Source organism: Burkholderia cenocepacia (assembly GCF_900446215.1).
Taxonomy (GTDB): Bacteria; Pseudomonadota; Gammaproteobacteria; order Burkholderiales; family Burkholderiaceae; genus Burkholderia; species Burkholderia cenocepacia.
This window is the reverse complement of the sequence record NZ_UAQZ01000018.1, coordinates 134349-155800: the sequence shown is the minus strand read 5'-3', so window position 1 is coordinate 155800 and position 21452 is coordinate 134349. Positions and strand designations below refer to the sequence as shown.

At 60.3% G+C, this 21452-nt stretch carries 22 protein-coding genes and 1 pseudogene; 10 read left to right on the top strand and 13 right to left on the bottom strand.

The window, feature by feature from the left end:
• Positions 1-104: 104 nt before the first annotated feature.
• Both DTA15_RS37270 and DTA15_RS37265 read right to left on the bottom strand, forming a co-directional pair.
• On the bottom strand, positions 105-1859 hold the full coding sequence (locus DTA15_RS37270; protein WP_012492783.1) for a hypothetical protein: 1755 nt from the start codon (positions 1857-1859) through the stop codon (positions 105-107).
• A 191-nt stretch (positions 1860-2050) separates the two neighbouring features.
• Positions 2051-4060 (bottom strand): acyltransferase family protein, encoded by a 2010-nt coding sequence (locus DTA15_RS37265; protein WP_006486546.1) that lies wholly within the window; start codon positions 4058-4060, stop codon positions 2051-2053.
• Between the two features lie 200 nt (positions 4061-4260).
• Between DTA15_RS37265 and DTA15_RS37260 the strand changes: the two genes are divergently transcribed.
• From DTA15_RS37260 to DTA15_RS38460, 3 genes are all read left to right on the top strand, one after another.
• Positions 4261-4590: a helix-turn-helix domain-containing protein gene (locus tag DTA15_RS37260; RefSeq protein WP_012492782.1), complete on the top strand. Its 330-nt coding sequence runs from the start codon at positions 4261-4263 to the stop codon at positions 4588-4590.
• A 311-nt stretch (positions 4591-4901) separates the two neighbouring features.
• Positions 4902-5453, top strand: coding sequence for a hypothetical protein (locus DTA15_RS38465; protein ID WP_012492781.1), 552 nt, complete (start codon positions 4902-4904; stop codon positions 5451-5453).
• Between the two features lie 202 nt (positions 5454-5655).
• Entirely contained in the window at positions 5656-5925 is a 270-nt protein-coding gene (locus DTA15_RS38460) for a hypothetical protein (RefSeq protein WP_127837584.1), read from the top strand.
• Positions 5926-6124: 199 nt separating this feature from the next.
• Here the strand turns inward: DTA15_RS38460 and DTA15_RS37255 are convergent, their stop codons facing one another.
• The 10 genes from DTA15_RS37255 to DTA15_RS39360 form a co-directional block, all read right to left on the bottom strand.
• On the bottom strand, positions 6125-6763 hold the full coding sequence (locus DTA15_RS37255) for a hypothetical protein (RefSeq protein ID WP_006486517.1): 639 nt from the start codon (positions 6761-6763) through the stop codon (positions 6125-6127).
• 1 nt (position 6764) lies between these two features.
• Entirely contained in the window at positions 6765-7064 is a 300-nt protein-coding gene (locus DTA15_RS37250) for a hypothetical protein (RefSeq protein WP_012492779.1), read from the bottom strand.
• A gap of 102 nt (positions 7065-7166) precedes the next feature.
• Positions 7167-7973 (bottom strand): DUF4942 domain-containing protein, encoded by an 807-nt coding sequence (locus DTA15_RS37245; protein WP_006486559.1) that lies wholly within the window; start codon positions 7971-7973, stop codon positions 7167-7169.
• Positions 7974-8038: 65 nt separating this feature from the next.
• The gene (locus tag DTA15_RS37240; RefSeq protein ID WP_006486492.1) at positions 8039-9166 is read right to left on the bottom strand and encodes a hypothetical protein; all 1128 of its coding nucleotides are present in this window, start codon (positions 9164-9166) and stop codon (positions 8039-8041) included.
• Complete coding sequence (locus DTA15_RS37235) at positions 9163-10077, bottom strand: recombination directionality factor (protein ID WP_006486561.1); 915 nt, start codon at positions 10075-10077, stop codon at positions 9163-9165. The genes DTA15_RS37240 and DTA15_RS37235 overlap by 4 nt, the downstream gene beginning before the upstream one ends.
• Before the next feature lie 51 nt (positions 10078-10128).
• A complete protein-coding gene (locus tag DTA15_RS37230) occupies positions 10129-10344 on the bottom strand; it encodes a hypothetical protein (protein WP_006486507.1) in 216 nt (71 codons plus the stop codon).
• Between the two features lie 11 nt (positions 10345-10355).
• Positions 10356-11351: a YqaJ viral recombinase family nuclease gene (locus DTA15_RS37225; protein ID WP_006486515.1), complete on the bottom strand. Its 996-nt coding sequence runs from the start codon at positions 11349-11351 to the stop codon at positions 10356-10358.
• A 70-nt stretch (positions 11352-11421) separates the two neighbouring features.
• Positions 11422-11622, bottom strand: coding sequence for a hypothetical protein (locus DTA15_RS37220; protein ID WP_041494520.1), 201 nt, complete (start codon positions 11620-11622; stop codon positions 11422-11424).
• On the bottom strand, positions 11619-12587 hold the full coding sequence (locus tag DTA15_RS37215) for a DUF932 domain-containing protein (RefSeq protein ID WP_006486525.1): 969 nt from the start codon (positions 12585-12587) through the stop codon (positions 11619-11621). Before DTA15_RS37215 ends, DTA15_RS37220 begins: the two co-directional genes overlap by 4 nt.
• Before the next feature lie 117 nt (positions 12588-12704).
• Positions 12705-13469, bottom strand: a complete 765-nt coding sequence (locus DTA15_RS39360; protein ID WP_012492778.1) for a hypothetical protein — start codon at positions 13467-13469, stop codon at positions 12705-12707.
• Positions 13470-13714: 245 nt separating this feature from the next.
• Here DTA15_RS39360 and DTA15_RS37205 point away from each other — a divergent pair, with 245 nt between their 5' ends.
• Genes DTA15_RS37205 through DTA15_RS37195 form a run of 3 tightly spaced genes read left to right on the top strand, consistent with a single transcriptional unit; the run spans position 13715 to position 15831 of the window.
• Positions 13715-14818, top strand: a complete 1104-nt coding sequence (locus DTA15_RS37205; RefSeq protein WP_012492777.1) for an AcrVA2 family anti-CRISPR protein — start codon at positions 13715-13717, stop codon at positions 14816-14818.
• Between the two features lie 38 nt (positions 14819-14856).
• On the top strand, positions 14857-15237 hold the full coding sequence (locus DTA15_RS37200) for a DUF3592 domain-containing protein (RefSeq protein WP_012492776.1): 381 nt from the start codon (positions 14857-14859) through the stop codon (positions 15235-15237).
• A 21-nt stretch (positions 15238-15258) separates the two neighbouring features.
• Positions 15259-15831, top strand: coding sequence for a hypothetical protein (locus tag DTA15_RS37195; RefSeq protein ID WP_012492775.1), 573 nt, complete (start codon positions 15259-15261; stop codon positions 15829-15831).
• 6 nt (positions 15832-15837) lie between these two features.
• On the opposite strand, the gene DTA15_RS37190 is transcribed toward DTA15_RS37195, so the two are convergent.
• Positions 15838-16416 (bottom strand): type VI secretion system baseplate subunit TssF, encoded by a 579-nt coding sequence (locus DTA15_RS37190; protein ID WP_021033289.1) that lies wholly within the window; start codon positions 16414-16416, stop codon positions 15838-15840.
• Here DTA15_RS37190 and DTA15_RS37185 point away from each other — a divergent pair.
• The 4 genes and pseudogenes from DTA15_RS37185 to DTA15_RS38455 form a co-directional block, all read left to right on the top strand.
• Positions 16333-17685, top strand: a pseudogene (locus DTA15_RS37185) (type VI secretion system Vgr family protein); the annotation flags it as partial. The gene DTA15_RS37190 and the pseudogene DTA15_RS37185 overlap by 84 nt on opposite strands.
• A 10-nt stretch (positions 17686-17695) precedes the next feature.
• Complete coding sequence (locus tag DTA15_RS37180; RefSeq protein WP_006486541.1) at positions 17696-19039, top strand: DUF2169 family type VI secretion system accessory protein; 1344 nt, start codon at positions 17696-17698, stop codon at positions 19037-19039.
• The gene (locus DTA15_RS37175) at positions 19032-20789 is read left to right on the top strand and encodes a DUF4150 domain-containing protein (protein WP_006486496.1); all 1758 of its coding nucleotides are present in this window, start codon (positions 19032-19034) and stop codon (positions 20787-20789) included. Before DTA15_RS37180 ends, DTA15_RS37175 begins: the two co-directional genes overlap by 8 nt.
• Before the next feature lie 3 nt (positions 20790-20792).
• Complete coding sequence (locus tag DTA15_RS38455) at positions 20793-21278, top strand: hypothetical protein (RefSeq protein WP_012492773.1); 486 nt, start codon at positions 20793-20795, stop codon at positions 21276-21278.
• The last annotated feature ends 174 nt before the right edge of the window (positions 21279-21452 follow it).

Here is a 21452-nt window from a genome sequence, read left to right as displayed (position 1 = left end):
GCAGATGTAAAAAAGCCGACCGAACTGGTCGGCAAACGAGGGTTCCGGCGATCCGAGGGGAAGATGCCGGAACCCAAGCCAAAGTGGTGAGGTGCTGAGAGCAGTTATCGAGCGGTGATCACCGCGTTGAGCGCCGTCATGAGCGAAGCGGGCAGACCGCTCGCGAATTGAAGCGATGTCTCGGTGTATGTCGACGGGTACAGCCAGCCCACCTGCAAGCGGCCGGCGCGCAGCGCAAGGATCAACTTCGCGCCCTGGACGAGCGGTTGCATCCGGCCGTTGTTAGCCGCCAGTGCCGAGAGGTCGGTCGGCGCGAAGTCGAACACCAGCACGTTCGGATTGTTGGCGTAGACCGACCAGGTGCCCGGTTGGTCGTCGACCGTTGCATGATGATCGGCAGACAACTGAATGGAGCCCAACCCGACATTCAGCGCGGCCAGCTCCGCGCCGATTGCTTGCTGAATCGAAGTGTAGGCCGTGTTCGAGTTGCCGGCGGTCATAACGATCGTACTGCCGTCCATGTAGGCGGGAACTCCACCGCAGACCACACCGCTCTGTACTACGGCGTTATCGCAATATGGCACAGACACCGGCAGTACGATGCGGTCGGCCGAATAGGCCTGGATGCCGAGGTAGGCGCGGGTGCCGCGCGGAAATGTGGTGCCTGTCAACTGCGACGCATGGGAGAAGTCGTAAAGGCCCGGCACGGCAGGCGCGGCGAGCGACAGCGGTTTGCCAGACAGATCAACCGAACGTGCCTCGTACGTGAACCCGATACCCGATGCTGGGTCGGTGCCGAAGAGCGTCGTGCCGATACGGGAAAGCGGCTGCGGGACAAGTCGCTGAGTCTCCGAAACGAGATCCGACCATGTCCCATCTGCCTTTAGCACGTACTCGCCAGCCAGCCCGTCGTATTTTCCGCCGTTGTAGGCTCCGAGCCCAACCGTGGTCCACGAGTCACTTCCGGCCGGCAGATTTTCCTGTTGATCGACTTGCAGTGCGCCATTGACGATCTGGCGGACATCGCGGACCAAAGCTTGATTGGTTGAGCCTGGCGTTTGGTTGTATCCGCCGAAGAACGAGACTAGGTAGTCCACGAAACTGTAGGTCGGCATGGAAAGCACCTGTGATGCATCCGCGACCTGATAAACCGGTTTGTCCGCCTGAGCAGCGAGATCGTCCTGCGTGATCGCCGTCACGCTGCCCTTGGCCACCATCGCGTTGAGCACGTTACGAAGCGTCGCGGCATCGACCGTGCCATTCGCCGCAAACGTGCCGAGCGTGTCGACGACTTGTGCCGCGAGTGTTTGCGTCGCCGTGTCGTGATTTACCAAGTAGTCGGCGTTGGGATCGACCTGACTGCCGACCAACTGCTGCACGGCGGCGATCGCCTGCGTACGACCCAAACCGGTCTGCATTTGAGCGGAGACAAGCGTTGTGAGCGGGCTGACGACCTGGGACGAGGCGGGCTGCACGATCTGCGATAGAGTGAACGAGGCCGGGAACTGGAAGCCAGCCGGACGGGAAAGATCCTTGGTTGCCGACGTAACCTGGACCAGCAGCGTTTTACCCGTAGCATCGCCGCTGTATGAAATCGAGAATTGGCCGGTTGCGTCGGTGATGGCGCTCGGCTCCCCGGCATCGCAGACCCCATTGTTGTTCAGATCGAGGCAGACGGTTGCGCCTGCCAGATAGCCGTCGATGGCTTTGCCCGTGATGGTGGGCGCGGGCGTCGTTGGCGTGGTGCCGCCTGCTGACGGCTGACCGGAATCACCACCACCGCCGCACGCAGCGAGCGATGCCGCGATTGATACGCCGAGAATGTGCTTGGCGAACCCCGTATGGTTTTTGACTTTCATTGTTGGCACCTTGCTTAAAAGGACCCGTTGCGGGCCGGAAGTGAAGAGCAGAAAGAGGCCGGCCGTAGCCGGCCCACCGAATAAAAAGCGCCGACCGGCGAACCGGCCGACGAAATGGTTCTGGCAATCCGAGGCTGATGTGTGCCAGAACCCAGGCAACGAACTGGACGAGCGTGAAACTGCATGCGCACTCACTGACGCAGCAGGGGCAGGAACTGCCGGGCGACGAGTCCGTTTCCGTAGTCGGACAGGTGATCGCCGTAGCTGTAGAGGTAGTGGCGGTCCTTTGTCATTGGACACACGTCGCGGCTGCTGTCGCACAGGGCATTTGCCGGGTCGGAGACCAGCAGCGCGGGATGGCGACGCCTCAGCGCGTCAACGAGCGCCGTGAACGGTGCCATGCGGGCAACGTGCTCGCGGTAGCCGATCGCGCAGCGTTGCGCTGCGCTCATGTCGGTGACACCGAGTGCATGCCGAACGAACGGCCACGCGAGTGGGCGTCGATCCATGCACTGTCGCGGATCGCGCAGGCGTGGATTGTCGAGCACCAACGCGACGCGCCGGCCAGCCCGCTCGAGCACCGTCACGGCCTGATCAAGCCCGTCGAGCGCGGCGGATTCACGGGGTGTGGTCTGGTCGCGATCGGCGAAAGTCTGTCCGATTACGTCGCGATCGGTCATGACGAGCACGACGGTCTTGAGCTCGGGCGTGTCCAGCAGCATGCGCAGCGCCGTGATGTTGGCGTCGCGACACAGCGCCGGATCGTCGCCCGCGTTCGACGACGTGCGCCAGACGCCCGCCATTGGCGCGCAGCTCGGACGCGCGATCAGCGTCCAGCCTTCGCCGGGAGCCGATTCACGCACAAGTCCCCAATACAGCGCGTCGGCTTTGCTGTCTCCCCATACGGCGAAATGGGAGCGCACGCGCTTGTCGGTCGCGCAGAACGGAAACAGCCGTTGCTCGTCCGGCGACACGCCGCACGTGAGATTGACGAACTCGTGACCCGCACCGAGCTTCGCGGTCGTCACATCGGCATCCGGGCTGTAGCCCTTGCGGAACCCGAGGCCGCCGCGCGCGTACGTCATCCCGCCGAGATAGATGATGCCGATCATCAGCAGACACGGCGCGACGAGCTTCCAGCGCTTCGCCACCCCAAAACGGATCGGCCGCTCGATGATGGCGGTCGTCAACCACGCCAGTACGACGGCAATGACCAGCAACGCGCCTCGCACGACCGACGAGGGCGTCCGACCTGCCACGATGAACGCAAATGACAGCAACGGCCAGTGCCACAGGTACAGCGCGTAACTGATCTTGCCGAGCCAGACAGATACGGGATGCGCGAGCACGTGCCTGTTGATCCAGCCGTCTCGACCAGCCGCGACGAGTGCGACTGTGCCGACGACCGGTAACACCGCCCACCAGCCCGGAAAAGCGTCACGCGCGGTGAGCAGCGCAAAGGAGGCGACGCACAGCATCGCACCGCCGGCCGACCACGCATTCGCGCGGTTGCCCGTGATCGGTCGACCCGCGCCCGCGCTTATCGCGAACGCGGCGCCCGCCAGCAGTTCCCACGTACGCGTGACTGGCCAGTAGAAGGCAGCGGACGCGTGGTGACTGATGAGGATGACGTTGGTGGCAAACGAGGCGAGACCGACGATGGCGCACACCCATCCGGTGAGTCGGAGCCGGTATGCGGCCCACAGCACGAGTGGCCAGACGATGTAGAACTGTTCCTCGACGCCGAGCGACCACAGGTGCAGCAGCGGCTTGGCTTCGGCCGCTTGGTCGAAATACCCGGCTTCGGTCCACGACGCCCAGTTCGAGACAAATCCAGCGCCAGCAACGATGTGCTTGCCGAGCTCGCGATACTCGTCTCCGTACAGGCTGAACCAGCCCATCCCGTAGGTCGCGAGCAGCACGACGACCAGTGCCGGGAAGATCCGACGAATCCGCCGTGCGTAGAAACGGCCGAAGGAGAATCGGTCTGTCCCTAGATCGGCGAGCAGGATGCCGGTGATCAGGTAGCCGGAGATGACGAAGAAGACGTCGACGCCAACGAAGCCGCCCGGTAGCACGGACGGAAATGCATGGAAGACGACGACGGCGAGCACCGCGAAGGCGCGCAGGCCGTCAATGTCGGGCCGGTAGACGAGCGTGCCGGCTGCCGCCGTGGCCGGTACAGAAAGGGTTTTGGTCATGATTGTTCTTGTCAGCTGCTGTGTGCGATTTGTAGTGTTTACTCGACAATATGGGGCGCGATGATGCGCTCGGCCATGAGTGACAGAGGACGATCCGGCATCCCGGCGATCAATTGCGAGGGAATTGTAGAGTAAACACGACTGATAGCGATGTGTATACTACGTCGTGAATCAGTCGACGGCGCGGCATCCTGCACGCCATGACTGTGAAGCGCTCATCCCCGTCCGTTAGCCGACCGGCTCCGATCTCGATTGCCTTGGGCAAACGGATCAAGGAGTGTCGGCATGCGGCTGAGAAATCCCAGGAAACGCTTGCCTTCGAAGCGCTCGTCGACCGTACCTATATCTCGGCGATCGAGCGCGGTATCGCGAATCCGTCTATCGAGACGCTCGCGAACATCTGTTATTCGCTGAACGTGACGCTGGCGGAACTGTTTGGGCCGCTGGAAGGAGTGTCATTGAAGCCGACGGGCGAGCGCCGCGCGAACGCCGCGACGCCGCCCGAGGTCAAGCGCAGACGGTTACGGTGACGATGGCTTGAAGTGCTCGGCCTGTACTTTTGGCGCCGCAATGTCCTGCATTCGTTGTCGCCACTTCGAAGAGCGGAGCCGCCGCGACATTTCAGGAAGCGCCGTCCGCGACGAACGTTTGAGAAGGCGGCATCTTGCGCCGACGCTGCGAGATGTCAAGGTAGTAACGTAATAGTTGGACAGTCAGCACACGGCGACCATTAGCATTCGTGGGAAACGGCTACTGTGTCGGGCAAGTGGCGATACACGGGCGATGCTGCGGTGCTAACATGCCTACTGATACTGTTTAGTACTTCCACGGGGAAAGCGCGATGTCACTCAGCCACTTAATCCAAAAGCACAAGAAGGACGTTGAGCAGCAAAGCGTCGATTGGTCGGCAAGGCTTGAGCGTTGGAAGAGCGAACTGAACGGTTTGTATGCACTCATCAACCGTGCACTTCTTGACGCGGGCTTGGACTCCGACGACGTCTCGTATGAACCAAAAACGATCCGGGAAGATTTCATCGGCTCCTATAGCGTCGAGCGCATGACCGTGCATTTGGGAGCGGCAACAGTCATGTTTGACCCAATCGCAACGCTTATCATAGGCGGCTTCGGGCGCGTGGACGTTACGAGTCTGACAAACCGAGTACGGTTGATTGCGATCGACGCGAGTGAGAAGGATAACGAAGATATTCCCGTTTCTTCTCGAAAATGGCAATGGGTCATCACCGATCCCAATCGGCCGCTTCATTTCGAAGGTTTCTCCAAGGAAAAAAATCGAATATCTGTTCGACACGGTATTAAAATAACATGGCGGCCCGTAAAGAGATCGAAAATACGGCGGACTGGTATCGGACGGTCGCCGACGGTTTTCAATTAATGGAGAGGCAGGTTTTGAAAAATCGATTCCAGGCTGGAAAGCCAGGGGATCGATTTTTTGGCTATACGTCGCAAGAGGTTGTTGACGAATTTCGAAGCATGAGAGACCGGAGCGATCGCTTCGCGTTACTGGCGCTCTACGCGACGTGCGAGGGCGGTATCCGTGCCGACGCCCATTGCGCGGAAAGGGGAGCAATGGGCAGTTGTATCAAGCCCAGTTCAAAGCCTTTGCGGAAAATCAAGTGGGTACGTTTGCAAAGCTGAGCACCATCCTGAATCGATGGCGGACGGCGCAGGGGCAAGCTTGGTTCAAGGATTATTTAAACGATCTTCAAGGGCAATTTGTAATCCGGAATAGGCTTGCTCATGGCAATGACGATGGTGTTGTCGCGGATTTCACTGCGGTTTACCAGCGTTTACTATCGATTCGAAAAAAGTGGCACAGTGCTGTCGGAGACTTTCGAGGATTCTGAGCGCAGGCAGTGAAATTAAGCCTCAGTATTTTGATCGCGGCGCGGCGTATCGCGGCTGAGCTTGTCCTTCGGGTATTTCCAGCGGCAACTTCGGGTTGATTGCGGTCGTTTTCGAGGCGGCTCTATCGTTTTTTTAGCACGCATTTTTCAGCATGATTGATGGCGGAGAGGCGCCGCGAGAACGCGGCGCTGCCGAAGATCACGTGTCAGCAGTCGTGCCGATCACGTCGCGGATCGCCACACCGCCCATCAATTTCACGGCGCGTGCAGCAGCAGGCGTGCGGTAGCGGAATAGATCGCTGCCGTGCCTGTCGAGACGTGCATTGAATCCGGCGAGCCCTGGCTCGTTGCCTGCCGGATCGATCAGCAATATGGCGTGCGGCTCAAACGCGCCGTCACTCTGATGACCTTCGATACCGACGACAAGAGCGGCTCGCCATTTGACGACATGGCGCTGATGCCAGCCGATGATGACTGGCCAGCCCGCAAGCAATTCGTCGTAGATGAAGCGAAGGAAATCGATACCGGAGGCGGCAGATTTTGCTGCACGAACGCCAAGACTTAGGTCGGTGACGAAGTTGGCGAGCTCATCCATCGTCATTCCGCTCAGGTAATGTGGCCATGCGTCGTCCCACACGACTTGTTCCGGGCCGGATACGTGATACGGGAGATAGATCGGATCGGCGAGCTTGCCGAGTAACGCGAGCCCCATCGCCACACCGTGCAACGTACTGCCGCCGTCCCAATGTCCTTGACGACTGAAAATCGGATTGCCCGATGCTGCGACGACGGGCTGTCGGCCGAGCCGGAGACCCGGATGAAATTTCTGGATCAACATGTCAATAATCTCCCGGCAACAGGAACGTGGTTGAGGACCGATCCCATTCGGTGATGACCCAGACGGTTTGACCGCCGGGCAAAACGTAGCTGGACAGCAGACGCAGCCCTGCATCAATCGACAACTCGTTCTGCTGGCGGTCGGATTCGGAGAGGTCGCCCCAGTCGCCGCGTACATGGCGGATCAACAGGTCGATGATCGACACGTGCGCGTCGGCGATGGCTTCCAGCGCGGCGGGCGTGGCGAAGATCCGGCCGAGCTTGAAGCGCGGTCCGGCGTGAACGGTGGATGGCAAATTCACGAAATTCTCCAGGTGATGGACGAACACGAGCCTCCGGATAAGCCGGATACCGAATTCGCTGAATGGATAAGGGAAAGACGAGACGCAGGACGCGTCCCGGAACTACCGGGCTTCGGACGCGAGGGCGTTCGGATAGTGCTTCGCGAGAATCAGGTTCATTCTGTCGACCAGATCAGCGCGTTTGAACGTCAGGTGGCCGTTGCCGTTCTTGAACCAGCGCAGGTGGAAATAGCCGTGCTCGGCTTCTGTCTTCCGTTGACGTTGTGCGTCCGAAATGAGTGTCGACATGCCATGCCGATGATCCGGCTCCGGCTTGCCATCGAGCACACTGAACACCCGCATCAGATCGTCCAGTTCATTCGTGACGTGATAGTTCGAGCTACCTTGCGAGAGGAGATACCGAACGATGATGCGTTGGCCGAACTTGAAGGGTTGATTGCTCTTGTAGTCCCACGACAGCCGCTGGAAGCACTGGAGCACGCCGCGCTCGAACATGTCGCCGCGCGCGCCATAGAGCTGGGCGAAGGTCGCTTCGATGTTGGCGGCAGTTAGTTCGGGCACGTCGCCTTCGGCGATCTGGTTGCTCCACTGATCACGAGCCTTGGCATCCATGAAGGTGCGCAGGCCCGACTCTGACAGCAGGTAGTCCCAACCGCGTACGTCGACGATGCGCACCATAGCGGCTTCGGCTTCGTCGCGCTTCGCATACTCTCCAGTGATGCTGGGTCGACCGCGACAGCCGTAGCTTTCATCTAGCACGAGCCGAGGAAAGCCGAGATGTGCAGCCTTGGCGAGTTGCTGAGCTTCGCCGAGCAGGTCGAGCGCGGCGCGCACGCGTTCGACAACGGCGACGCGCTGGTTGGCGAGGTTGGCGATACTGACGCTGGGAACGAGATTGTGTTGGTCCATTTTTCATGTCGATGTGGAAGTGGAAAAAGGACGACAAGAAAAAGCCGGGCACGTGGCCCGGCTGTTTATGCCGTTATGTTAAGGTCGGCAAACTGGCGGCGTAGCTCGGCTGCCCGTGCCTGAGAGCAACCCAGGTGGCGGCGAATGTCGGCAACGGTCGGACGGACGAGACCCGCTGTAACATCTCGAACAAGCTGCGACAGGTGGTCGTCGATGGGAGATACGGCCGATAACGGGGTAATCGGATCGTCGCGCGGCGCATGACTGTCGGTCGTATGATCGTGACTCGGTGTTACGGAATTGCGACTAACGGTCTGGTCGTCGTGACTGGCCGCGACTGACATGACTACAGGCCGAGTCATGCCGACCGCATCCGTGACTGTCGTGACTACGGGTTCAGTCACGTTTGGCGCGTCCGTGACTGGCATGACGACTGGCTGAGTCACGGAGGACGTCACTGTGACTGCTGTCGACGCAACGCCAGTCACGACCGGTAGCGGCGTCCGTCGCGGTGATCGAAGCGCGACGGTCCACAACAGGCATGCGACGCCTTCGAGTACCGCAGCGAAGGTCAGACCAGTCAGCAGGTCGACACGCCCCGCCGTGATCCCGACTAACGCGGCGAGTCGTAACGTGACTGGATCGACGAGTAATGTGTCACGTTGAGCCGTGACTCGATCCACTGTGGCCCGCTGGCGTCTCACGTCATCGGCTTCGGCGTTCAGCGCATCCAGTCGTGCGGCAAGCGTAACGCGACGGGATTTGAGCGTCGTACAGTTTCCGATGCAGTTACGCGCCCGCGCGACCGCGAGTTGCGCCGTCACCGTCGCGCGTTCTGCCATGACGGTCGTGAGACTACGAGTAGTCTCCGATACCGAGATCGTCTGTACCGTTGCCGCCCGCAGCTCACCGGCATGCTGCTGGGCTAAAGTGAAGAACACTGCGTGACCGAAGCATGCCGCCAGCAGGCAAGCGCCCCATAACACGCTACCTACACCTCGAATAGCGATCGGCATCTCGCGGATCAGCGCCGGCAACAGGTGCGCGCTCGTGACGAGCACCATGCCGATGGCGATCCAGATGAGCCGTTCCGGTAATGTGCCGCCGCGCTGCCAACCGGCGAGTACCGACAGACAGAGCGCCGTGGTGGTTGCGGCGACCGCCAGGACGAACGCCCAGCGACGCGCGCTCATGCTGCCTTGCCGCCGAGCAGCACGGCCTTGCGTTCGAGCTTGTCGCGCAGGGTCGACGTCGGCGTTCCGGTCGTCTCGTCGGTGCGACCGTCCCCGGTATCGGGGTTGGTCGTACCTGGATAGAACTCTTCCGCGACAGCCGCCGTTTCATCCGGACTGTCCTCGAACGCGCCGTTGGCGAACCCTGCACGCGCAGCGGCATCGAGCGCGGCCTGATCGAAGCCGGTGGCGCGGCGGCGCGCATCCAGTTCCTTCGCCTCGATCAGCGCCTGTTCGAGCGTATTGCCCGAACGCACGCCGAGGTCAACGTAGTAGATCGCCGACCGGTAGCTCTGCGTGGTCGACTTGCCGCGCAGCTTCAACTCCAGCGGCAAGCAGGCGAGCAGGTTGCCCGATACGGCACGAAAGTAGTGCAGCCGTGCAGCCAGCGTACGAATCGAGTTATAGGACGTAGTGCGGAAGATGAACGAACCCATCTCATCGTCATCACCGACGATTACGTTCAAGCGCCCGTAAGGCTTGCAATTGCCTTGACGACCGAATGTGCAGCCATCCGGAGACGGGCAGGGGAGGGTTTCGATACCGGCATCTGTCACACGTCGGCACTGTTCGCCGTTGCCGACGCACACGGGGCGGCCGGTATCGCGATCGAACAGGGAATATTCGGCGCGCAGGTTCAAGTCCGGATCACTGAACAGCACACGCACGGGAATCGCGCGCAGCTTGCCGGCCGTTGCCTTGCGCAGCGTTTCGTTCAATGGGTGGAGCATCCACTCACCGCGCTGTTGCACCTGGGTGGTGAGGGTGAACTGGTCATCCTTTTCGGGAACGCGCTTGCCATTCTTCTCGACAATGCGGCCGATGGAGATTCGCCCGACAACGGGCGGCGTGATGGCGAGACCTTTGAGCATGGTGGTCCTCAAAATAGAAATTGGGGGGAAGAGAACTGCGAGCGATGCGGACTATCGGGAAAAATGCGCTTCGAGCTTGGCGTGGATTTCCAAGGCGACGCCCTGCCAGGCACGAGCACTGACCATTGGGTTGACTTGCAACTGATCGGGTGGTGTTGTCGCAACGCGCTCCGCGTACTGGCTGAGCGCATCCATCACGAACGCCTGTGCGAGCGCGCCGTATCGCGAGAACGTCATGATGTCCGTGAGACATTCGAGGTTGGTCATGGGGATTGGAATCAGGTGGAAACGAGAAAACGCCGGGAACCCGGCTTGGAGATGGCGTACTGCGTTTCGAACTCGGGGTGGTCGGCCAGCAGACGAGCCAGATCGACGCCAGACGAATCCTTGCTGCGCTTGAACGACACGGCGCCGGTCTGGAATACGGCCCGGTTTGCGTCACCCATCGCCTGCTGGATCGTCTGCTTGAACTGCGCTTCGAGCTGTTGGCGCGTCTCGATCTCGGCACGTACGGCAACCAGATCAGCGAACACGGCCGACAGGCGCGGATCGTCCGTAAAATCCACAATGCCGCCGTTGCCGGGATACAGGTGTCGCAGCGCACGGTCGGCCGACTCCGACCCGTCAGCCGGCGGAGGCGTATCGGTTTCCACGAACCGCCAGAAGCGTGCTTCGAGTTCGACCAGGCGCCCGATCAGCGCATCGTCGCGTTCGATCCGATGCACTTCGAGCGCCTGACCACAGAGCAGCACGGCGACGTGCGCCGCTGTCTTGCCGGTCACGGCCAACTGGTGCTGCACCTGGATCTGCACGTACTCGGGCACGCCTTCTCGCCAGAGCCGCGCACCGAACTCGCCGGCCGTTTTACATTCCAGAATCTGTACGTCCGGAACGCCGACGATCTCGCGATCAATGTTCGCCAACATGAACGGGATCGAGGGATGCCGCAGCACGGCGTTCACGCGTCGAACCCGGTTGCCGGTCTGTTTCGTGTACGAGGCGGCGACGATGGGTTCGAGCAGCGTGCCCCAGTACGTGGGCGACGTCGTATCGTCTGGATCGGGGCGGGGCAGGCCGTCCGCACGGCCAGTCTTGTCGAGCCACAATTCCAACGCGCTCATGTAGGGGTTCAGGCCGACCGCAGCAGCGGCATCCGATCCGCCGATGCCGGTTCGGCGCACGGCGAGCCAGTCGTCGCGACTCAGTTCTTGCGTCTTGACGAGCTTCAGTGCGGGCTTACGTGCACGGGGTGGTTCAGGGTGAGGTGTCGTCATGGTTTGCTCCGAAAACAAAAAAGCCCGGCAGAGCAAATCTGGCCGGGCGAGAGGTGACGGGATGGGTGGGCTATCCGGAACCGATACGGCGAAAGGCGTCCTGCAATGCGTCGTGCGCGAACGTCACGAGCTTGCCGTTTCCGAGATGGACAGTCGTACCCTGAGGTTTGATTTGCAGGATCGTGGCGTAACGGCCGCCGAATCGTAGCCCTGCTCCGCGCGGAATCTGAATGCGCATGTCGACGGCAAGGGGGGGTATGGGCTTCGTCATGCGACAAGCTTCATCGCCTCGTCCCAGGCTTTCTGCTTCAATGTCGCGCCTGCGCCGAACCAGGCGGCGTCGAGGCGGTGATCGTCAGTGCGTGCGCGGCGATGGTGATCGACATACTCCGTGACTGCGTTCAGAAGGCCCCACGCCGTACCCGACGCCGAAGCCAAATCCGAGCCTTTTCCATGTCCGGCATAGAGCTGGCCGACCGCCTTGATCGCGCGCTCGTTGACAGCCACTGCTTCACGATCGGGAAGATTGGTCGTCGAGTAGGTCAAGACGCGCCGCAGGAATGCATCGGCCGCCGAGTCGGTCACCTTGCGTTCGGACAACGCCTTGGCTCGGACCATGAACGCGTCCCACGTGGAGACGGCGATGCCGAGCTGGCGTTTGACAGCCGCCGCGTCGAACTGCGAGCGGTGCGAGACTTTGATTGCGCCAGCGCTGTTGCCCAGTGCGATCTGCAAGGTATTGTTGCAGACGACGCGCACCGACGTGAATTGCGCGGTAGTGGCCAACGTCCCGTCGCAGGCCGTGGCCAACAGCAGGTAGCCATTGACCTGATCCTTGCCCTTGAGGGTGCCCGACTGCCCCGTGCGTGCCAGCGCCCAGAGCTTGCGGCCTTCCTTCAACACGCCGGCCGTCTCGAGCTGGAAACCGCCGATCTCCGTGAGGTCTCGATAAAACTCCAAAATCTCTTCGGGTTGCACGACCTGATAGCGCGCGGAGACGACGGACAACGGCGCCTTGTTGTCCGAGCGGTACAGCACTTTCTGTTCGGGAAACGCGTGGATCGAGCCGAGATTGCGTTCGCCGGCGGCGACGAAGCGCACTTCGGCTTCTTCGATTCGCCAGTCCATGCCGGCGGCGCGCGCCCAGACTTCGAGCGGTTGTCTGGGGGCGAGCTTGTTGCCAAGACCGTGCCAGGGTTCGGCACCGACGTAGGCCATGGTTTGGACGAGATGCATTGAAGACTCCTGTTCGAAAAAGAAGGCATAACGCCCGGCACACGCCGGGCAGGTCGGATTGAAGGAATGACGATCGGACGACGCGCAGCGTCGCGACGAAGGCGGCGAGCGCAACGATCAGCCGTGTTGTGTGCCGAAGGCGTGTCCGCATGATCGGCACCGGTAGTTGTCGAGAACGGCGTCATCGATGGCAGAACCGACGGCGGAGCCGGCCGCGCAGCCAGCGGCACTGCCGAGCAGGCCGGCGATTACCGCGCCGGCCAATCCACCGAACACTGAGCCGATCGGTCCGCCAATCGCGCCGACCGCCGCACCGGCTTCGGCTCCAGACAGCGCCATCGCCATGCCGCCGGTGGCGCCGGCGACGCTGCCAATCGTGCCGCCCGCCTTGCGCGCGACGTTGAGCGTTTCGACGCGCGGTGAACGGCAGTGTGGGCAGTGCGGCGCACTCTCGTCCGACGTCGGCGTATGTAAATCGGGTGCGGTGTCCGGCGCAAACGAAAAGCAATCGGGATCGTGCGGCGTGTGTCGGTCGGCGCGACGAAAGGGTGGGGATTCGTCCAGGTCGAACGGCTCGACGTCATCGAACTCGAATGACTCGCGCGGGCGAGTCCGTGTGTCGAACGAGGGCGCATGTCGAGACGCGGCCCCCTCCGGCCGGATGGCGTGCAGCGCATGATCGGGATAGGGCGCGTGCGCTTCCCATTCGTCATCGAACGGATAGCGTACCGGCGGCGCGGAGAGAACCGGCGCTGCTGCGCCGGCCGGTGGGACACTGGGTGGCGTAACGCGGTATCTGCGGCGCCAGATGAAGAAGGCGACCGCGATACCCAGTGAGAGAAATGCCGCCATGATGGCGGCAAATGCATAGGGGGAAGACATGAAACCTCCGAGCGAAGTGCGCCAGGGCGGGAATGCCCTGGCGGAGCGGCCTTAGCTGACCGTGCTCTGGAAGGTGATATGTGACTGAAAGATTTTTGAATGCATCGGTCGATGCCTTCTCGATCGCCACGGACATCGGGCGCGGCCGTGTACAGGAGCCAGCGTTGCCCGGTGTCGTAGAGTCGGCCTAATATGCGGGTTCGGGATGACGTCTGACGAATGGTTTGCTGTGTTTGGGAATTCGGATGAAGCTCGAAGTGGAACCTGCCAACCGCTACACCTACTTTGATCCCCGCGCGATTGTCGCCGCGCTGTTGCAAGGGGCAATCCAAAAAACGATAGAGGCCGACGATCCGCTCTACGCGCGTCTACCGCCGCCGGTGCGCTACCGGGCCACCGGTGCGATCGAGGCGTGGAAGCGCGTCATGCAGGAAGGGCACAAGACGGGCGATGCGGATTTTTTGGATGGCATGCGCAGGTTTCCGCTTGCGGTGCTGTACAAGGAGTTTCCGCGTTTTCTGAAGGGGTGGGCTCACTCGCTTCCGCTCGGCTTGAACGAGGAGTCGGCGCAGCTTGCGCACCGCAGCCTGGTGTGGCAAATCTACTTCGCGAGCGACGGCGCGATGTACGAGCCCACCGCCGCGCTGCATCGATTGCTCGACGGCGCGTACATCGCAGACGACGTGCCGATCGGCATGATCGAACTACCCGCTGCGGCGATGTGCATCATTCCCAATCCCGAGTGGCAAGGCTACAAGCAGGGTATTCGCGCGATTGCACTGTTTCATCGTCACGGCCGAGATTCCGCAGTGCCGGACGAGCGGCTGTCGTTGGTATCGTGGCAGGAGTTCGGCAACGACCATATCCGCATCAAGTTCGTGGACTATCCATTGGCGGATCGCCACAAGACGATTCAGCAAATCCTTCAACAGGATGTGTCCGTTGCCGAGCCAAATGCGGAACTTGAAGCAGATCGCGAGCATTGGCGACTGGTGTCGGATTACGCGATCAAAATGCTTCTGTATCTTAAAATTCCCGACGCGCAGGTCGTCGCCGATCGAGCGTATAGCAGTGCGCCGCGCGATTTCAGCGGATTGGGGCAGCGCAAGCGCAAAGAGCGGCTCGCCCAGATCGAACACCTGTACGATCGGCATATCGTCGGGCCGGCGGTATTGGACTGGGAGCACGGCGTTCATGCAGAAGCGGACTCTGGGGCGCCGCACCATGAGAAGCGCGGTCATTGGCGGCGACCGCATTTCAAGATGCAGCCTCACGGTCCGAATTCGTCGCTACGCAAGGTGATTTTCGTCGGGCCGGTTATCGTTCGTCCGGATCGATTGGGACTGTAGACTGTCGGCCGCAACGAATTCTTTATTCGAGGATGGGTATGTTTAAGGCGATGGGCGCGATTGTCATTGGCGTAGGCTTTCTGATTGCGGCGGCGTTCAGTGTGCAGTCGACCCGCGAGTTCCTTCGGAACTCGATTATCGTGCCTGGTCGCGTGGTCAAACTCAATGCAGGCGGCTACCATCCCGAAATCGAGTTCGTCACGAAGTCAGGCGAGCATGTTTCGTATCCGCAGGGCGGCATCTTGATTGCGGCGATGAAGGTGGGCCAGGACGTTGAAGTGCGCTATTTGCCGGAGCAGCCGATTCCGACTGCGACGGTGAACACGTTCCGTGCGATCTGGGACATGCCGATTTTCCTCACCACGATGGGCTTGGGCGCCATACTGGTTGGATTGATGAATTTGCCGTCGCGTAAATAACAAATAGCTTGAGAGGGCGTGATGTCTTTGCTGAGATTGAGCGACTGGACGTACAACACGGGTGCCGGTGGTGGGGCCAGCGTTGAATTCGTAACGGCGACGGGTGGGTTGCTGCGTCTGACCGATCCGACGAAGCAGGACCATGACTACTACTACGGCGGACTCGGTATCGGTTACGGCCTGGGGCTGAAAATTCCCAAGATCAGGTTTCCGAAATTCACTACCCCCGAGATCAAATTGCCGCCCATTGGCGGGCGCGATGCCGCCGCCGCTGGCGCGGGCGTACATACGCCCAGTGGCGGTTGGGTCTATATGACCCACGCATTCCAGGGCAAGGAGCTGAGCGCGAACGATTTTCGCGGCGCGACCGTGTATCTGGACGCTTCCTTGTCGGCGATCATCGGTCAGGCGGGCGACATCATGCTGATGGGCATCGATTCGGCGATGCTCGCGCTCGGACTATCCAGTCCCGCATTGAGTATGCTCGCCGAGGAGGCGATCGCCAACGCCCCGGTCTTGCTGATTACGCACGGACGCACCTATGGATTTCAGGCCGGGTTTGGCGTCGGACTGCTGGTGGGTTATGTGCACTGAAGCGCGTTAGAGCAACGCGCGCGTACCGGGACGGGCCTCGCATCGAATCAATTCTTGATCGGTTTGCGCTGACCTGATCACGAGTTGCACATAGCTGTTCGTCGGTGCGTAAGGGGCAAAGAGGCGGTCGAGTATTCGCGCAAACGTGTTGAGCGCAATGGCGCGTAGCGCGGACTCGTCGATCGATACGAGAATTTCGATGCCGCGCACGAAGGACTGCATCTTGCCGTCGAGCGACATCCATTTCATGGCAGGCTTGTAACCCAGGCTTCGTAGCGCGTCGATACCTTGCTGTGCGACGATCGCCGCGCGCGGTGCATGAAGGCGAAGAAAGGCCTTGAGTTCGCCAAGACCCTGCCGTGAGAGATCGAACGGTTGAGGCGAAAAGGTGGCGAGGACGCGCCAAAGCGCCCCTTCGCCGCGCGTCAACGTCATGGGAGCGGTCGGTCGCGTGAGCAAGCGAATTGGGCAAGGCAGCGCGGCCCCTTCGTTCAGCAGGTCGCCTTGCGGGTCTCGGGCGGAAACACGGGCGTCGATCAAGGCGATGTGCCAGCCTACGAAATCTACGACTATCTGGGCGAGCACGGTTTCCCGGACAGTGATCGCGGTGAGGATCTGGCCCGCTTCCGGGCGCAGGCGCTTGCGGCGCATAGCAAGATTTTCACCGGCACGACGACGAGTCGACGAATGACGCCTGCCCGGTACTTCCAGCTGGACGAGCACTATGACCACGAGGGGAAGCCGGAAGATCGCCAGTTTCTGATTACGGGCGTCATGCATGCCGGATCGAACAACTATCAGGCGGGCGAGGGTGCGGCAACCTACGCGTGCAGCTTCACCTGCATCCGCAAGAAGATCCCGTACCGGCCGCCGTTCACCATTGCCAAGCCGACCATCATCGGGCCGCAGACTGCTGTCGTGGTCGGCCCGAAGGGTGAAGAAATCTACACGGACAGCCTCGGGCGCGTGAAGGTCCAGTTTCCGTGGGACCGGCTGGGCGAGCGCAATCAATCCAGCTCGTGCTGGGTGCGCGTGGGGCAACCGTGGGCCGGCAGCGGTTTCGGCATGGTCAACATTCCTCGAATCGGCGACGAAGTGGTCGTGATTTTTCTGGATGGCGACCCTGATCGACCCCTAATTATTTCTCGCGTTTACAACGCGCAGAACATGCCGCCGTGGGCATTGCCGGCTAGTGCGACCCAAAGCGGCATTCTGTCGCGATCGACCAAGGGCGGTAACGTCAATACGGCCAACGCGATCCGTTTCGAGGACAAGAAGGGCGAGGAAGAGGTCTGGCTTCACGCCGAGAAGGATCAGCGCATCGAGGTCGAGCACGACGAGTCGCATTGGGTCGGCAACGACCGCGCCAAGAACGTCGATCACGACGAGACGGTGCATGTCGGCCACGACCGCACGGAGACGGTAGGGAACAACGAGACGATCACGATCGGCGTGGATCGCACGGAACGCGTCGGGAACAACGAGACGCTGACGGTGGGCGGCAACCGGAACGAGACGATCGAAGGCATGGAGAACCTCGTGATTGCGCTCACGTCGACGGAGACCGTGGGGCTTGCGAAAGCGCTGACAGTCGGTGGCGGGTATCAGGTAACGGTCGCCGGTGCGGTGAATACGTCGGCAGGGCTGGCGAGTGCAGAGGAAGTCGGTCTTTCGAAAACTACGATGGTCGGCAAAACATACATGATTACGGCCGGCGACCGAATCGAGCTGAAGACCGGTAGCGCCGTCCTCATCATGGAGTCCAACGGGCATATCACACTACGTGGCACGCAATTGCTGATCGAAGGCTCTGGGCCGGTACAAATCAACGGCAGGGACGTTGACATCAACTGACGGGGCCGCGATGGAATTTTCCAATTACATGCCTTTCCCTGCACTGGCGTTCGAATCGTTTGCACCCGACGGCGCGTCCTTCCATACCGTCGTACTGCGGCAGACATTCGAACTGCGTCACGGTTCGCTGGTATTGGCGCAGCAGCAAAAGCCGCTCGCCACTTCCGACCGTTTTCATGGCGAGCCGAATCTGTCCAGCGTGGCAGAGGAAAGCGATCTTGCGCCGTACAAACCGTTTTGCGACGTGCTGGTTAACGGAACGGCTTATGCGCCGCAGGGGCGACCCGTGCCGCGCTTTGTGGCGGGCGTCCGGATTGTGTCTGCGCCCGTACAACCCGACGATGACGCCGGTGTGCCGACGACGAAAGTTTTGCTGGATCGCAGATTATCCATAATGGGTCCAAGGTACTTTGTTCGACGGTCGATGTTTGGACGAAGCATGAATCGACTCGCCAAGGTCGCATCGCTCGGCATCGTGCGTCCCATCGACTGGCGTCTGACGCCTCCGGAACCAATCGCCGCGCTGCCCGTTCGCTACGAATACGCATGGGGCGGGCAGTGTCGGATCGACGCGCAGGATCCAGCTTCGAAACGTGTCCCGAAGGCATTCCGGCTCGATGACAAACAGCAGGCCGTGCATCCTGACCAAGATAATCTTCCGGTGGCGCATACGGTCTGTGAAGACAATCCAATCGGTCTGGGGTTTGCCGAGCGTTGGTTTCTTGCCGCTACGAAGCAGCAGAAGATTGCTGCGCCGCAGATCGAAGCCAGCAGTGAGCCCATTTCGATACAAGCATGGCTGGCAGCAGCGAACGGGCGGACGCATCCGTCGCTGCGTTCGGCTGGCTTCGGTATCGTCGCGAAAGCATGGCGATCGAGGCGTGAGCTTGCTGGCACCTACGACGACGCGTGGCTTGCCGAGCGCCATCCGGGCTTACCAGACGATTTTCAGTTTCAGTATTGGAACGGCGCGCATCCGCTGATGCAGGTGCCGCACCTAAAGGGGAACGAGACGATCCTGCTGACGAACCTTGTTCCCGCCGGCACGCCCGGATCGACCATCGACGAGCGTGGCAATACGATCCTTCGCATCGCGTTGCCCGGACATCTGCCGATGGGATGGGTCTACACCGACCAGACGCTGAAGTTCGCGCCGTTGCTGCTCGATACGTTGTCCGTCGACGTGTCGGATGCTGCGAAGCCTATGTTGACGTTGGTGTGGCGCGGGACGCTGATGAAGTCGATTCGCGCGCGACGCTTCGAAGCACGGTTTGTTGAGCGGACCGACATCGAGCGACTTGCCACGTCTTCTCCGGCCAACGTGACTCAACGCGCGGAGACGCAACATGGCTGAGCCGTTGCAAATTTCAGTGGCCGGCGATGCGGGCGATGTATTTCGCGAGCATTTCAACATTCAGAGTGTGGATCAGGCTCGCGATGCCGTGAACAACTTGGACACGCTATGGAACACGCCCAACCCGTGGAGTGAGCGAGGGCGACCTGTCGATCGCGAAATATTTGATGAGGCGGCGCAGTCGGTTCAAAAACGCTTTGAGTCGGGTGTTTATAAACCTGAAGATCAGGCGCAGCCTTCCGATCATTTCTCGAAGGGCAATCGGATCGCGTCGAGACAGGACGGTAGTTTCAAGGCGGTCAGCAGTACTCCCGACGTTTGCAAAACACCGATGGGCAGCTCGACACCGCCGGTGCCTTATCAGGTCATCTCGGACCTGAGCGGGTCATCGGGCATCGTACCGAGCGTGCGGTTCAACGGAAAGCCGGCGTACGTGCTCGATCAGAGTGTAGTCCCGACCTGTACCGGCGATGAGTCGGGGACGGCCGATGGGGTTGGCTCCGGCACAGTGGGCGGCGAGACCAGGCCGACGAAGGGCAGCACGACGGTTCGCGCGGGCGGCCATCCCGTTATTCGTGACGGTGACCCGTGCACAATGAACTCTGGCAACTGCACCGGGACTTATGTCACCGAACCTGCGCCGGGGAGCTCGGTGGATGCAAGCGGGAACGTCGTTGGGAATGCCAATCCGCCGCCTGACAAGGGCGTGATGCATCAGGTTGGCGGATTCTTCGAAGGGTCCGGCGGTGCGCTTTGGGATATGGCAAAGGGCCTCGGAGGATTGGCGCTCGGGGCGGCCAAGCTAACGCCCATATCGCAAGCCGCCGAAGGACTGTCCGACCTGACCGGGTTATACGATTACCACGGTTATTCACAGACGCTGGATTCGGCCGGAAGGACGGTGCAGGCGATCTACGATCATCCGGGAGCGATTGTCGACGGCATCACCAAGCCGTACATGGAAGCGTGGAGCCAAGGCAACTATGGTGAGGCGCTGGGGCGGGGCGCGGTCGACATCGGTGGACTGTTCGTCGGTGGAGTCGGGGCCGCGGGCAAGGCCGGCGAAGCGGCTAATGTGGCTGGTAAAGTTGGAGAGGCGGCGAACGTTGCCGATAAAGTCGGTGAGGTCGCAAATGTTGCCGCGAAGGTCGGTGAGACGTCTGATGCTGCGAATGCTGCCAACAAGACCGCTGAAATTGGTGCGGTGGGCGCTAGGGGAATTGACGCTGATAGTGCCGCCGACGCTTCTAAGGCAGCGAAGTCAGCTGATACAGACCCGGCGGGTGACGGGCTAAAAGTTGAACGTAAGCCGGTTCGAGTTCGAACCGCGGAGGAGGTAAACGCTGAGGCAGTTGCCCAGGGGAGGGATCCACCGTATAAGGAAGGAACGTTAGTCATCGAGAGAGAGGCCAAAGTCGGAGAACAGTACAATATGGTCATCGATGACGCACAAAAGGCGAAAATTGAGAATGGGCAAATGTATCTTGGAGGGTGGGCATCGCCCGATGAGATTCCAGATCAGGTCTTTGCGCGTAATAATTTGGCAATTAAAGAGGAATACAAACCTGATTTGCCATACGTGGCGAGGTTGGAGGTAAATAGGCCCGGTATGATGATCAGAGAAGGAATTGTTGGCCCTCAAGGTAATCTTCCGGGTGAGGCTAATCAAATTGAGTTAATGGTCCCGCCAAAGAATCGTGGAGATTATTTCGAGGTGTTGGGAATCGATCCTCTTCCGCCCGGACGGTGAAGAATGAAAGTTGAAAATTTGATTAGAGTCGGTGAAAAGGGTGAGCGTATACCCGAATCTATGTCGAGCGATGAGCGGCGTCGACTTTATCCACCTCTCGGTATTGTGAAGGTTGTGAAGCTTACGTGGTCACTAGACGGGGTCGAGTATTCGCTTGACCTCGAAGGAGGGCGTGTTAATTATGAGATGCTCCCTGATAGATCCGGGTTTCTTGTTACGAAGCCTAGAGTAAATGGTAAGACGCAGGCTATGGTTTTAAACGCAGATTCATCGATTCGTTACACTCTTGATAACCCATGGCCAACACATGCGAGCTATAAAGTAAATCAAGATTACGATTTTTCGTTGCCTCTCGTTGAACGAGGGCAGCCCGGATTCGTTGTGTCTGTTAGTGGGGTTGGGCCAACGGGAGTCTTTGTGAATGTGGATCATTTCTTTGCAATCGATCCCAATGACGGCAAGTTTATTGGTAATCATCCACTATATTAAAAATTGCGATAGTTCGGCTAAAAGTTGACTCTCTTGGTCGATCTGGTGCGTATTGGCGCAGCTTGATTATACATTCGTTGTTGTTTTCGCCTGCGTGTTACCGAGCAAGTGGGGTGAGTTCGTGATTGTTCCATAGGCAGATTATTTAATATCGAACTGAAGATTTTGATCTCT

What these genes read in the sequence shown, in the direction of transcription:
- DTA15_RS37270 (WP_012492783.1), bottom strand. Translation starts at nt 1,859, where the DNA reads ATGAAAGTCAAAAACCATACGGGGTTCGCCAAGCACATTCTCGGCGTA.
- DTA15_RS37265 (WP_006486546.1), bottom strand. Translation starts at nt 4,060, where the DNA reads ATGACCAAAACCCTTTCTGTACCGGCCACGGCGGCAGCCGGCACGCTC.
- DTA15_RS37260 (WP_012492782.1), top strand. Translation starts at nt 4,261, where the DNA reads ATGACTGTGAAGCGCTCATCCCCGTCCGTTAGCCGACCGGCTCCGATC.
- DTA15_RS38465 (WP_012492781.1), top strand. Translation starts at nt 4,902, where the DNA reads ATGTCACTCAGCCACTTAATCCAAAAGCACAAGAAGGACGTTGAGCAG.
- DTA15_RS37255 (WP_006486517.1), bottom strand. Translation starts at nt 6,763, where the DNA reads ATGTTGATCCAGAAATTTCATCCGGGTCTCCGGCTCGGCCGACAGCCC.
- DTA15_RS37245 (WP_006486559.1), bottom strand. Translation starts at nt 7,973, where the DNA reads ATGGACCAACACAATCTCGTTCCCAGCGTCAGTATCGCCAACCTCGCC.
- DTA15_RS37240 (WP_006486492.1), bottom strand. Translation starts at nt 9,166, where the DNA reads ATGAGCGCGCGTCGCTGGGCGTTCGTCCTGGCGGTCGCCGCAACCACC.
- DTA15_RS37235 (WP_006486561.1), bottom strand. Translation starts at nt 10,077, where the DNA reads ATGCTCAAAGGTCTCGCCATCACGCCGCCCGTTGTCGGGCGAATCTCC.
- DTA15_RS37230 (WP_006486507.1), bottom strand. Translation starts at nt 10,344, where the DNA reads ATGACCAACCTCGAATGTCTCACGGACATCATGACGTTCTCGCGATAC.
- DTA15_RS37225 (WP_006486515.1), bottom strand. Translation starts at nt 11,351, where the DNA reads ATGACGACACCTCACCCTGAACCACCCCGTGCACGTAAGCCCGCACTG.
- DTA15_RS37220 (WP_041494520.1), bottom strand. Translation starts at nt 11,622, where the DNA reads ATGACGAAGCCCATACCCCCCCTTGCCGTCGACATGCGCATTCAGATT.
- DTA15_RS37215 (WP_006486525.1), bottom strand. Translation starts at nt 12,587, where the DNA reads ATGCATCTCGTCCAAACCATGGCCTACGTCGGTGCCGAACCCTGGCAC.
- DTA15_RS39360 (WP_012492778.1), bottom strand. Translation starts at nt 13,469, where the DNA reads ATGTCTTCCCCCTATGCATTTGCCGCCATCATGGCGGCATTTCTCTCA.
- DTA15_RS37205 (WP_012492777.1), top strand. Translation starts at nt 13,715, where the DNA reads ATGAAGCTCGAAGTGGAACCTGCCAACCGCTACACCTACTTTGATCCC.
- DTA15_RS37200 (WP_012492776.1), top strand. Translation starts at nt 14,857, where the DNA reads ATGTTTAAGGCGATGGGCGCGATTGTCATTGGCGTAGGCTTTCTGATT.
- DTA15_RS37195 (WP_012492775.1), top strand. Translation starts at nt 15,259, where the DNA reads ATGTCTTTGCTGAGATTGAGCGACTGGACGTACAACACGGGTGCCGGT.
- DTA15_RS37180 (WP_006486541.1), top strand. Translation starts at nt 17,696, where the DNA reads ATGGAATTTTCCAATTACATGCCTTTCCCTGCACTGGCGTTCGAATCG.
- DTA15_RS37175 (WP_006486496.1), top strand. Translation starts at nt 19,032, where the DNA reads ATGGCTGAGCCGTTGCAAATTTCAGTGGCCGGCGATGCGGGCGATGTA.
- DTA15_RS38455 (WP_012492773.1), top strand. Translation starts at nt 20,793, where the DNA reads ATGAAAGTTGAAAATTTGATTAGAGTCGGTGAAAAGGGTGAGCGTATA.